Raw genomic sequence first — 12,244 nt, forward strand, 5'->3', positions numbered from 1 at the left:
ACATCGGGTGCCGGAATTCATCGAGTTGGTTAGGGCTCTGCCGTACCGTGAGAGGATCGTGCATTATGGATGTATGGCTACCTGAGCCAGGTTCACTTGAACGTCCAATCTATCTTTCTTTAGCTGAGAAAGTCGTAGAGGCTCTTCAAGCTGGCAAACTGGCGGAGGGAGCGCGCTTGCCAACGCACCGCGAGTTATCGTTCCGCTTGAAGATTTCAGCTCAGACTGTTAGCCGGGCATATGAAGAATTGGCTAGACGGGGTTTGGTCACGAGTTCTGTTGGTCGTGGGAGTTTCGTCAAGCAGTCATTAGACAAGCCAGCTTATCCTCACTCCCCTGAACGCTCCGAAACATCAATTGACCTCTCGATTTTGAAGCCAGTGAGTGATTCAACCCATCTTGAGCATATGCGTAGGGTACTCCGGGATCTTGCGGTGGATCTTCCCCTTACGAATGTCTTCTCATTCCGGCCAAATAACGCATTGGCCCGCCATCGCAGCATTGGCGTAGACTGGTTGCGCTCGTATGGCATCGAAGTCGACGAACGCAACTTGTTGGTCACCAATGGTGCAACGCCCGGCATGACACTTGCGTTGATGTCTGTACTAAGCCCGGGATCGACTCTGCTATCCGAGGAAATTGGCCACCACACGCTAAGTCCGCTCGCCGCGTACCTCGGCTCGAAGCTCCATGCGGTGAAAATAGACTCGGAGGGGATTTGTCCAGATTCGTTGGAGCAGGCTTGTTTGGAGCACAACGCGCGCGCGCTGTTTATTATGCCTGGTCCCATCAGTCCGACTGTGAGTGTCATGAGCAATGGGCGGCGGGCAGAAATCGCTGAAATTGCACGGCGCCATGGGCTATTTATTGTTGAAAATGATCCTCTCGGTGCGCTGGTCGATCGGGGCTTGCTGTCCTTTGTTGAACTCGCTCCCGAACAGACGTTTTATATTACCTCTTTGACAAAGTCCCTGATGCCGGGTTTGCGAACCGGTTATGTGGTCGTTCCAAGTAGCCTGATCCCTGCGGTCACAAATCGATCTCTGGTAACGACCTGGATGGCTACGCCACTGATAGCGGAGATTGCCAGCCGATGGATTGAAGATGGCACTGCGAAAGGCCTTATCGACTGGCAGCGGAAAGCGTTGGCGGAGCGGCACAAACTTGCAGCTGAAATTGTGGGTGGCGTTCCGTATCTTTCGCACCCACAAAGTCTTCACATCTGGCTTCCGATACCAAAAGGTCACACTGAAGATGGCTTCGTCGCCAATGCGCGTCTCCGGGGAGTGGGTGTCGCACGCGGCAGCGCATTTACGTTATCCCAACACGCGCAGCCTCCTGCAATTCGCATCTCTGTTGGATCAACGCGCCCAGATGAGTTGAGGCGTGGCCTTGAGATAATTTGCGCTATGCTAACAGAGGAGCCTGAACCGATTCTTCACCGGCTGTAATCTATAAGCGAAGCAAGCTGTCGCAGCCGGTCATGTCCACGAAGGTCGCCTCCACGCCGAGACGGTGTGGGCGTTAGGCTGGCGGTAGGCAAGAAGAGGTTTCACCTCAAAATCCTTTCGGCGAGGTGGGTTGGCCAGTTGACGACCCGCAGCACTAGCGCCCATCCATAGCCGGCTATTTCGCCGCAAGACGTCTTGCATGCGCGCTGACGTCCCTACGTTCTTCTCCTTCTGATGTCGCTCGCAGCGCTGCCATGCCGTGCGAAGGTCCTCCGAAACGCCAGAGGGGGTAGATCGGTAGACCGAATCCGCGCATCGTCATACTTTCCTGGTCTGCGGAGGTGCTCGCGCCCCGGAGGACCGGCTACGGCGCAAAACGGGGAAGATTCAAACGGCACATTTGGGGAGTATTGTTCCGATATCGACAGACGAGCGCGGCGAAGAGGCGGAGGAGCCGAATACTCTCGCTGTCGACGCTCATTAACCTTCTCTGAGGCGACATCAGATCGCCTCGGAGGCGAGAGGATACGCGCCGGTCTCATCATGCACCTCGCTGCCGGCCAAGGGAGGGACGAAGACGCAGGCTAACACCAATTCGGTCTCTGCACACAGCAGGTGAGCATCATGCTTATCGAGCGCGTAGATGATGCCCGGTCGAACGACATGGACCTCATCCGCCTGTGGATTCTCGATAGAACCGGTTCCAGAGATGCAGTAGACTGCCTCAAAGTGGTTCCGATAGTGCATCTTGAGCCGGGCGCCCTGATGGATCGTGGTGATGTGGAAGGAAAAGCCCATCGCATCGTTCTTGAGGAGCAATCGCACGCTTTCCCAGCTCGTCGTCTGGACCCGCCTGGCTGTCTTTTTCTCCTCATTGAAATCTCTTACAATCATGATTTCCTCGTACGCGCGATGTTCACTGTGCTGCCGAGCACGCTTTCGATTGCATGCTCGAGGATATCGAGGCCTTGGCTAAGCTGATCCTCCCCAATGACCAAGGGCGGCAAGCATTTCACGACCTCGTCTTTGGGACCAGCGGTCTCGACTATAAGGCCATTCTGGAAGGCGGTGCTGATGACTTGACCGGCAATCTCGCCGGACTTCAGATCGATACCCCGCATCATGCCACGACCTTTGGCTGATGCTTGCCCCGGATTGTACTTTCGCGTGATCTGATCAAGGCGGCTTTTAAGCAGATCACCTTTCTCCGCAACAGCCGCTGCAAAGCTGTCCTTTCGCCAGAAGTGCTCTAGGGCTGCTCTGGCGGTCACGAAAGCATGGCAATTGCCGCGGAACGTCCCGTTGTGCTCCCCCGGCTCCCACTTGTCGAGTTGTCGATCAATTAGGACGAGGGCCATAGGCAGGCCATAGCCCGATATCGATTTGGCCATTGTGACGATGTCCGGACGGAGCCCAGCAGCTTCGAAGCTGAAGAACCCATCGGTCCGGCCCACGCCCGCCTGGATATCGTCGACGATCAGCAGCGCCCCATATCTGTGCGCAATGGCTGCTACCTTGCGCAGCCACGCCGTCCCGGCGACATTCAGGCCTCCTTCGCCTTGAACTGTCTCGACAATCACCGCCGCGGGGGCATCCACGCCGCTGGAGGGATCCGACAGCAGGTGATCAAGGTAATCGGCGGTGTCTGCGGCAGATCCAAGATAGCCATCATAGGGGAGCCGGGTTACAGCGCCGAGAAGTTGGCCGGCGGCTGCGCGGTGGTGCCGATTGCCGGTACAGGAGAGAGCGCCAAGGCTCACGCCATGAAAGCCGTTGGTGAAAGCTATCACATTGGGCCGACCAGTGATCTTGCGCGCTAGCTTGAGGGCAGCCTCGACCGCGTTGGAGCCGGTCGGACCGGGAAACTGTACGACATAGTCTAGTTGTCGCGGTCCAAGGATCGTTTCGCGGAACTCTCGCAGGAAGGACTCCTTGGCTTCATTGTATAGATCGAGGCCATGGGTGATGCCGTCGCGTTCAATGTAATCTGCGAGCGCGGATTTCAGCTCAGGGGGGTTGTGCCCGTAATTTAGACTTGAGCAGCCCATGAGAAAGTCGATATAAGCCGTCCCATCTCGCGCAAACAGATGAGTCCCTTTTGCCTTCGCGAAAACGACGGGAAAGCTTCGGGCGTAGCTGCGCACTTCAGACTCAAGATGGTTGAAGATCGCGAATTCCTCCTCGCGATCTGGTGCACTTTGGACAATCATCGTTGCTTCCATATTTGAATATTGACTTGGCAGACTCACGGGAATGGTTGCGGGGCTAAGGGAGCGTTCGATAGGGCCAATTGCTATCGTGTACTCGCTATCGTGCCGCCCCTTAAAATGGGCTTGGCGATCGAACCGGAGAGCTTGCCGGATAGGTGCGGCTAGGTCCCGAGCCACGGCGGCGAAAAACAATCCGGAGGTCGGGTTGCTGAGCGTCACCGTGGCGCTAATGTGCGTCACGCCGTCGCAAGATGGTCTGTTCAGGGCTGACACGATCAGTCCCTTACCGAGCCCTGTGTTGCGTACCTCAGGATGCACAGCAATCTGCCACACGAACAGCGTGGATGGGTCGCTCGGCCGCCGGTAGGCCGACAACCAGCCAACCACCGCCCCGGCACGCTCAGCGAGCACGCAGGTGTCGGCGAAATCACTGCAAAGCAGCAGATCGCAATACATCGAGTTGCGGTCTAGTTGCGGGCACTTCGCGATGAGCTCCCATACATCGGCTGCATGAAATTCCGTCGGTCTTCGGAATGTCACTCGCGGCCACTGGACGTTGGGCAGCAACGAGAAGCTCTGGCTATCACTGACCATTCGAATCATCCTTGCGAAGACCAGTGCCGCCTCGCGTCGCGTTTCACGAAGAGGACTTCAAAAGCCATGCCAATTGCGCCGAGGAAGCCGTAGAAATATTTTCCGAGTTTTGTTCAATGACTTGCCCCGGAGTGCAGGAGGCACCCAGGGAGAAAACAGTGTGTCGCGGATTGGACAGACACGACAATAGGTGTCGGTTGCCCGGCGTTTTCTCAGGAATGGCGACGTGGTTTAACAACGGGATTGGTCGCGGATCATCTTGCGATCGGCGTTGACGACGGAGTAGGCTCGCCGCTCCGACAACAAGATTGCGCCCTTTGTCGACTAAATGAGTGAACGCGTCGTCGCCTCTCCGAACTCACCGCCGTTCGCTTGACGCGCGAGATTCGCGAACGCGGTTATGAAGGCGCCTATACCGCCCGTGAAGCGCTTCGTCGCCGCGATCCGACCGCAGGATGTTGATATCCACCGAGAACACGCAGGATCAGGTACGCCCCTTCGAGGTGCGGTTCGAGATGCCGGCCGGATATCAGGCGCGGGTCGACTTCGCGGTTCACCATCGAGTTCACCCACCTAGCCCGGCGATACGCATCGGCTGGCTGTTCTCGTTGGTGCTTGGCCACTCGCGCCACATCTTCGCCCGCTACGTCATACCACCAGGACCTGCAGACGCTGTGACGCTGCTGCGCCTATCGCTCCAAAACCAAGGGCAAGGTCGAGCGACGCCATATCCATGAGGACTTCTTCCTGGCCCGCTCCTTCCGCAACCTCAACGATCTGAACGATCAGTTGCAAGATTGGCTCGACAACCGTCGCCAATGCCCACCTGCACGGCACCACGCAGCGCGTCACGAGCGAGGCCTTTGCGGCAAAGCAGCTGGAACTTCAATCCCTTCCGGCAGTTCCCTTCGACGCGCTGCTCAAGCTGGAGCGCCGCGTCAGCCATGACGGTCTCGTCTCGATCGGCGGCAACTATTACATCGTTCCCGTTCGCACTCGACGGGTTGTTGAGGTTCACCAGCTTGCCGATCGGATCCGCATCTTGGATGAGGGCCCATTGGTCGCCCGCCATCCCGTTCTCGAAAAATGACGGCGATACCGGATCAATCCTGCTCATCGACAGGAATCGGTCGCCAAGTGACGAGGAAGGCCACCCGGGCCATCTCTTACGGTCGTCCAGCCTAGCGCCTCGATTTTCCAACGACGCCTTCTCCAGTGTGCCCACGATTGCCTTGCGCGATAGAGCTGTCTGGATCAGTACGAAATGCTCATTGGATCGGGATGTTCTTGCAGGAGGGCCGCAATTCGTTCAAGCCCCTCTTTGAAGTCCTGGTCATTTCTATTGGTGTCGCCAAGTGCCAACCGTACTGCGTGGGGTTCGACTGCTCGTCCGATGATGAATGGATCGGGGGGGCTGACAAGGAGCCCCAGAGATCGCGCATGATCCACAAAATGGCTGGACCGCCAGTGTTCAGGCAGAGTCAGCCAAGCATGCATCGCGTATGGCTCCGCTTCATAGCTAAATGCCCCGAGTATGTGGTTCAGGATCTCATATCTTGTCTTGAGTTTCTGTCGTTGCCATTCGATCAGCCGATCAATTGTCCCGTCCTGCAGCCAGCGAGCAGCAACGTCAGCGGTCCAGATGTTTGCACACCATCCGGTGGCGCGAACGCGTGAAATTAGACGAGGTATTGCCGGAATCGGGCCTGCAAGAAATCCTGTCCGTAAAGAAGGCATCACGCACTTCGTAAAGCTCGTCGCGTAGTATGTGCGTTCGGGAGCGAAGCACCACATGGGTTTCGGGCGCTTGGGTATTAGAGGACCGAAGACATCGTCCTCGATGATCGCTACATCATGCCGCCGCGCAATTTCGGCAATCCGCTCGCGACGCGCTTCATCCATGAGGGAGACCGTGGGAGCACTGTAGCAGGGCGTAATGCACAAAACCTTGATGTTTTCGTGCGCACAGGCCTCTTCAAAGGATTCGGGAATAATACCGTTCTGATCAATAGCTAGGCCGCGGAGCCTGATCTTCAGGATTGAGGCATTAATGGTAATAGACGTGTCCACAAGCGCCTCGGTGGCGACCACATCACCAGGCTCGGTTATGCTCGCCATTGCTGTCCAGATCCCGTGAGCCACGCCGTTCGTTACGATCACGCTGTCGGCACTCGCCTGCACCCCATTGCGCTCAAGCCAGCCGACGCCAGCTTCGCGATGCTGCACTATGCCCTGGGTTGGCCGACACTCAAGCATGCGCTGGATGGCGCCGTCTTTGGCTGACGCGACCATCGCCTCCCTGAGTACCTCAATATGGATTTCGGAGAGCACCGGCATGATGTTTGAGAAGTCCCGTACGTTCGGCTCTTGGCTATCGGCGAAATACCGCGCACGCTGTTCCGGCCTGAAATACTGAACAAACGTTCCTCGACCAACTTCGCCCGAGAGTAGTCCCTTGCGTTCCGCCTCGGCGTAAGCGCGAGCTACGGTCTGTACGCTGACACCGAGCCTTTCTGCGAGTTCGCGGTGCGTCGGCAAACGATCGCCCGGCTGTAGGGATCTCGAAGAAATGGCTCGCTCAACCGCGGCGATGATTGCCTTGTATCGCGGGCCGACTGAATTAGACAGGTCTGGAATCCACATTGACATGATCCAAAATTACTATTGAAACAGACATAGGCCTTGAAGCGGTCGAGACCGCGCCAGGTAACATGCGTCTGGGGCACGAGATTCCAGCCTCGATGCCGCGGCGGAAGTTTATCAGCTTGCGATAGATCCAGCGACTGCGGACCATGCCTTCGATCCCGGGGCCCTCTCTCTTATGGTAACCGAAACTGTCCGTCCTTGTCTCAAGCTGGGGGTGCAGTCCAATGGTCCGGGACTTACCCAAAAAGGTGTCCGGGACTTACTGAACACGCAGCCAGCTCATGCCGAACGTGGAGCACCGCCCGCATAAAGGCTTGAACCGTACCGATCCGAAAACGGGAACGAACGCGACAGGTTTCTGGTAGGTCGGCTCATTGCAGCATTTCGTGTCGATCTTCTCCGCCGTCCGAAATCTCTTCGTCCCATCCCAGACCAACCGCTCCGCAGCACAAATTCGAATCCATCGACGCCAAGCCATGGCCGCGTAGGAAGCCGTGAGTGCACGGCCTGCCTGAAAAGCGCGGTATCGGGCTCACGCAGCCACATTTCAAACAACGGGACAACCGCCGCGCCGGTCGCTAACCACTCCTCATAGGCTCTGAACAGTCCGCCAGTTCAATCGTCCCCGCCGGCGCACTCGCTATCCTCCGAATCCCATCGGAGCCAGTCAATCAGCGTTGCGCGATCGGCATGCATCTTCCTCCTTTATTGCGACGCCTGGCCTCCTCGGTGGGTCAGATGCCTCGAAATCAACGGGCGAAAGATCACATGATAGTAATGAGGCGTTTTGAACTGTTGAAAATCAGTGGGACGTATTGTCGCGACACTTGCTTGTGATAGGCACCGGTAAATCTCTCCCTCTCGGTCGATTTCTTCCAGCTCGAGAGAACTCGATACATTCCTACAGACGCTTCTTGCATTATTAAAAAGTTGGATATTTGCGATTTGCAACCATTCGTAGTGCTCTCCAAAGAGCATTTTCACACTGGTGCCGCTTCGATATGGCAGCACAATGGAGAAAAATCCATCATGCAGATGGTGTGCTCGAAGCAACAAGACTTTGGACTCATGTATGCTCCCTATCGAGACTTTCAGAGGTGAAAACCGCACATTCATATCGACTGGGCCTAGATCAAGTTGAAATCTTCTTTGCACCAGACCGCTGAATGTGAAGTCAAGCCCTAAGCCGCGCGTTTCATATGCGCCCAGCCGATAGGGTGAGGGCAGGCACCTCACATTCTTCCAAGCACTTTCTAAATGATAGATCGTCTTCTTGCGATCTGGTCCCATAAACTTGTCGTGCTGGAATTCCTTGAAATATTCCAACTCCGCTTCAACAGGCATGTAGGCATTGCGGAATAGAGCTGCGTGGGCGGCCCGCTGCAAAATAGAATAGTCGTGCGTCATACTAGATTTTGCAAAAAACGTCCTCGCATCATCGATGAACCGCAAGCACTCACCTTGAACATTGGCAACCTTCTCATACTGCTTCTCACTAAGGATGATGTCCGCAATAACTGGTTCTCCGTCAAAATCATAGTCCACTACCGGTCCTTCCTTTACAGTACAGCATTGCTCAACTATGGTAGAATTATCCCATGTCGACGTAATCAGTGCTTTGCTGTTCGCCGCTCGGTGAGGCTCGTCGGAAGCAAACACATAGCGGCCGAGTATGTCTATGTTAAAGTCTTCTTTGAATGTGCGAGACAGATATTCCTGCGTTCTGCCGTTAAAGCCGATGTCTGCAAATACAATGGTATCTCCCTCCTCCACCTCCAATTCCTTCGATATATAGCGCATCAAACGGGCGCGCAAAGCAGAAGAGTTCTTTAGGATCAACTCCAACACATCCTCGTCGTGCAGCAACTGATGGAACGTCGTTTTTGGCTCTCCAGATTGATGGGCGACTCGTATTAGCAATTCCGTCACTTCAGGCGGAAGCAAAAGCTGTTTTGCAATGGCATGAAGAGTGTCGCATTCGGGCTCGATCCCGCTGATGTAATAATCGATATCGGCGCGGTTTTTGAAAGAGGCGGCTATAGCATGGAATTTGCGGATTCGTGCCAGCTTGCCCACGGGCTTGCGCGCATAGGCTTTGCACGCGGCTGAAAGAAGATAAGCATCACGCAGCAGAAAGAAGACTTTTACTCGCTTACCCTGCCGTTGTAGTGCCTCCACCTCGTCCATCAGAAAACGGGCATAGGCGTATAGCGCCGGGCCAAACGACATGTATCCTATCAATGTCTCGGGCGTGTACGGACGTAGGTTTGCTGCAGAAAAAACTGGGCGAAACGGACTCCAGCATGGCAGAATCACTGCTTCAGGTGCTGCCTGGTCGAGTACAATCAACGAGGATGCTGCGTGCTGTAGGCGCAAGAAATCCGCGACCTCACGATCAAACGGCAGGAAATGCAGCGCCCGTACGCCCAGTTTCCGCGGCGCTTGCGCATCGGCTACGTCATTGTCTCCGATGTGAAGTAGTTGCGATGCAGGCACCCCGCACTCTTCGATTATAACCTGAAAAAGAGCCTCGCTCTTCGACGTCCCATAATCGACAGAGCAGTAAATCGTGCTGATTGACTGCATAACGTCCGCAGGCAAATGCCGAGCCAAAAGACGCCTTAACTCGTCTTCGCGCAAATACGTATCGCTCACGACGATAATTTTTATACCACGGGTGTGCGCCAGCCTGATCAATTCTACGTACGGCGAGAATGCAAAGCAAACACTCATTTCGGTTCGGATTTCTGCCTCGGCCAATAGCTCCCGTTCCTCACTGGAGAGCGATGTAAAAGACCGATAGATGTCACCGATATCGATTTCCCTGGATCCGTTCTCTAAAGACTTCGCTCGACGGGCACGCGCCGCAGCGCTAATTCGTTGGTGAGGAGTTACCCCTAACCTTCGCGCGATTGGAGTATCGGCCAGCACTGCAAAAACGTCTCCCGGTGTCGCTGTCTTGCGCCATAGCAACGTATCGAAACAGTCAAGTGACAGTACCTTTAGGGAATCTCCAAATTCGTCCAGGACCGTTGGAATATCCTTCGCCGTTATGTGCGTGTTATGGTCGGTGTGACGCATGTCGCTCCAGAGCAAGCGATCCACCGGTTTCTGCCATTTGGTGATCTTTTCTGTTAGACCGCCCCCATCTGGAAACATTGCATCAGGGTGGCCGATAAACCGATAGACGTCATCATAGACGTCGTCTTCTGGAAGACGCGGAACTATCTCGCTATAAATGTCAGGATCAAACGTATGTTCACTACAGGATCGTCCGGAAGACTGCCGATCAATATCGGCTTGCTTTATCTTGGCGGCAATGCGCGTTAGTATGTGCTGCATATTTTCTCCTTCGCGCAAGCGCAATCTTGCGGGCTGAGAACGTCTCACTCGTCGTCCACTCCTAGGTCTAGGCCCTCCGCATCGCCAAAGTGTCGAGGTCAGCGGCAACCGCTTTCGCTATGGAACTTCCAAGGAGCCGGCAATTAAATTAGAGATGTTCTGAACTGGTTGAGGGACTTGGGTTCGAACCGGGGCTTGTGGAGCAAAACTCCGCTGTCCTAACGCCAGACGATCACCATCTCATCGATTGCCCCCCGCCGTAGCAGAAACGAAATCGGCTAACGTCAAAATACATCCGGCCAACCCTCTGCGCCGGACCAAACCATCGGCCGATGACTATCAATGTGACAGCACCGCAGATCACCGTACCGGCCAGCCAGCCGCGGAGCCTCGCGCAGGCAAGAAGAGTGGCTGCAACAAGCGGAGATGCGAAAGGGTATTCGAACTCATCTGCGATCCTTGCTTGGAGGTGAAAGAAAAATGCCTCATCGCTTACGCTTTGATCGTTTCCCTCAGAGTCGAGCCCGGATACTCCTTGCGGAATAAACCGCGCTTCTGGAGGATCGGAACGACCGATCGCGTGAAAGCCTCGAAGGAGCCTGGCATTTCCGTCGGCGTCACGATGAAGCCATCGCAGCCCTTATTTTCGAAGAATCCCTGAAGCTCGTCGGCCACGCTCTCGGGCGTGCCGACGACTTGAGGGCAAAGTTCGCTTATGGCAAAATGTTTGGCCGCTTCGCCGAGCGTGAGGTTACTGGCCTTTGTGCCTTGAAGAATGATATCAAAGGAGCCGCGAGAACCGGCTTCTGAGGGAATGTCGCTAATTGGCTTGTCTATCGGGTATTGCGACAGATCGAGCCCGGTATGGGCCGACATGAAAGGGATGGCGAGGCGAGGGTCGACCAAGTCATTGATGTAAGCCTGCTTCTCGCGGGCAATCGATTCTGTTTCGCCGAGGATCGGGTCCACGGAGACGAGGATGGCGCAATCGTCCGGATTCCGCCCTGCTTTGTCGACGCGGCCCTTCATCTCGACATAGAATTTCTGCATGTCCGGCAACGAGTGCTGAAGCGTAAAGACAAGCTCGGCGTAGCTGGCGGCGAAATCGCGGCCGCGCGGTGACGATCCGGCCTGCATGATGACCGGATGCCGCTGAGGGCTGGGCGGGACCGTGAACACGCCCCTTGCCCCGACGTGTTGCCCGGCAATCTCGGTGCGGCGCATCTTCGCCTCATCAATGAAGTGGCCGCTTTTCTTGTCGCAGACGAGTGCGCCGTCGGCCCACCCCGTCCACAAGTCGAGACACACTTTCAGGACCTCCTCGGCGCGGTCGTAACGTTCACTGCGCGGCAGGAGCGCCTCCTCGCCAAAAAACTGCGCCTCCTGGTCGATTGCGGAAGTTACGATGTTCCAAGCGATGCGGCCTGCGCTCAGCGCATCGAGCGAGGAAAGCACGCGTGCTATCGCATAGGGCTCTTGGAAACTCGTCGATATCGTCACACCGAGTCCAATGCGTGACGTCGCCCGCGCCATCATCGCGACAAGCGGGACAGGATCAAGCAGCGACATCTGCCCGCCCCGCGCCATAATAGTTTCGTTATAAAAACTCAGAACATCGGCGAAGAAGAACCCGTCAAATCTCCCGGCCTCGAGCGTTCGCGCCAGCGTCTCCCAGAACGCCGGGTCGAGAAACCTGTTCTCTGTTTGAGGATGGCGCCACATCGCATGATGATGGCAAGTTGGCCCCGCCATGAGAAACGCTACAAACTTCATTTGACGCGACACTCTGGGCTCCCTCAAATTGGCATTTGATGTATATGCTGTTCTCCACGCAAGGGACGTGCCGACTCAGAACACGTCCAGCTAGGTAGCTGATTTACAATCGTTTTCCTCAAGCCGTCCAAAGCGGTGAGAGCCAAAAGCTCCCTGCAAAGACAAGGATTGTGGAGCCAATGTTAGATTCAGGACACAGTGATCGGCTCTGTTGCAACGGTTGATTGG

Annotated in this window: 6 protein-coding genes and 3 pseudogenes; 3 read left to right on the top strand and 6 right to left on the bottom strand. The window is 55.7% G+C overall.

Features of this window, described 5'->3' with window-relative positions:
- Positions 1–65: 65 nt before the first annotated feature.
- The gene (gene ehuR / locus NKJ90_RS19140; RefSeq protein ID WP_352486488.1) at positions 66–1,451 is read left to right on the top strand and encodes a MocR-like ectoine utilization transcription factor EhuR; all 1,386 of its coding nucleotides are present in this window, start codon (positions 66–68) and stop codon (positions 1,449–1,451) included.
- Positions 1,452–1,952: 501 nt separating this feature from the next.
- Here the strand turns inward: ehuR (NKJ90_RS19140) and NKJ90_RS19145 are convergent.
- Positions 1,953–2,345, bottom strand: a complete 393-nt coding sequence (locus tag NKJ90_RS19145) for an ectoine synthase (protein WP_352486489.1) — start codon at positions 2,343–2,345, stop codon at positions 1,953–1,955.
- Positions 2,342–4,255, bottom strand: a complete 1,914-nt coding sequence (gene ectB / locus NKJ90_RS19150; RefSeq protein ID WP_502904921.1) for a diaminobutyrate--2-oxoglutarate transaminase — start codon at positions 4,253–4,255, stop codon at positions 2,342–2,344. The genes NKJ90_RS19145 and ectB overlap by 4 nt, the downstream gene beginning before the upstream one ends.
- Positions 4,256–4,594: 339 nt before the next feature.
- On the opposite strand from ectB, the pseudogene NKJ90_RS19160 reads away from it, so the two are divergent.
- Positions 4,595–5,339 (top strand): annotated as a pseudogene (locus tag NKJ90_RS19160) (Mu transposase domain-containing protein); the annotation flags it as partial.
- Between the two features lie 170 nt (positions 5,340–5,509).
- Here the strand turns inward: NKJ90_RS19160 and ehuR (NKJ90_RS19165) are convergent.
- Both ehuR (NKJ90_RS19165) and NKJ90_RS19170 read right to left on the bottom strand, forming a co-directional pair.
- A complete protein-coding gene (gene ehuR / locus NKJ90_RS19165; RefSeq protein WP_352486491.1) occupies positions 5,510–6,898 on the bottom strand; it encodes a MocR-like ectoine utilization transcription factor EhuR in 1,389 nt (462 codons plus the stop codon).
- Between the two features lie 29 nt (positions 6,899–6,927).
- A pseudogene (locus tag NKJ90_RS19170) lies at positions 6,928–7,082 on the bottom strand (ISNCY family transposase); the annotation flags it as partial.
- Between the two features lie 88 nt (positions 7,083–7,170).
- On the opposite strand from NKJ90_RS19170, the pseudogene NKJ90_RS33540 reads away from it, so the two are divergent.
- Positions 7,171–7,389: pseudogene (locus tag NKJ90_RS33540) on the top strand (IS6 family transposase); the annotation flags it as partial.
- A 217-nt stretch (positions 7,390–7,606) separates the two neighbouring features.
- On the opposite strand, the gene NKJ90_RS19175 reads toward NKJ90_RS33540, so the two are convergent.
- Both NKJ90_RS19175 and NKJ90_RS19180 read right to left on the bottom strand, forming a co-directional pair.
- Positions 7,607–10,243 carry an HAD family hydrolase gene (locus NKJ90_RS19175; protein WP_352486492.1) on the bottom strand — a complete coding sequence of 879 codons (2,637 nt, stop codon included), beginning with the start codon at positions 10,241–10,243 and terminating at the stop codon, positions 7,607–7,609.
- Between the two features lie 492 nt (positions 10,244–10,735).
- The gene (locus tag NKJ90_RS19180; RefSeq protein WP_352486493.1) at positions 10,736–12,016 is read right to left on the bottom strand and encodes an LLM class flavin-dependent oxidoreductase; all 1,281 of its coding nucleotides are present in this window, start codon (positions 12,014–12,016) and stop codon (positions 10,736–10,738) included.
- Between the last annotated feature and the right edge of the window lie 228 nt (positions 12,017–12,244).

The organism is Mesorhizobium sp. M0051 (assembly GCF_040323235.1).
In the GTDB taxonomy this organism is placed as follows: Bacteria; Pseudomonadota; Alphaproteobacteria; order Rhizobiales; family Rhizobiaceae; genus Mesorhizobium.

Excerpts from the sequence above, each read along its gene's own strand:
- ehuR (WP_352486488.1), top strand. The coding sequence starts at position 66 with ATGGATGTATGGCTACCTGAGCCAGGTTCACTTGAACGTCCAATCTAT.
- NKJ90_RS19145 (WP_352486489.1), bottom strand. The coding sequence starts at position 2,345 with ATGATTGTAAGAGATTTCAATGAGGAGAAAAAGACAGCCAGGCGGGTC.
- ectB (WP_502904921.1), bottom strand. The coding sequence starts at position 4,255 with ATGGTCAGTGATAGCCAGAGCTTCTCGTTGCTGCCCAACGTCCAGTGG.
- ehuR (WP_352486491.1), bottom strand. The coding sequence starts at position 6,898 with ATGTGGATTCCAGACCTGTCTAATTCAGTCGGCCCGCGATACAAGGCA.
- NKJ90_RS19175 (WP_352486492.1), bottom strand. The coding sequence starts at position 10,243 with ATGCAGCACATACTAACGCGCATTGCCGCCAAGATAAAGCAAGCCGAT.
- NKJ90_RS19180 (WP_352486493.1), bottom strand. The coding sequence starts at position 12,016 with ATGAAGTTTGTAGCGTTTCTCATGGCGGGGCCAACTTGCCATCATCAT.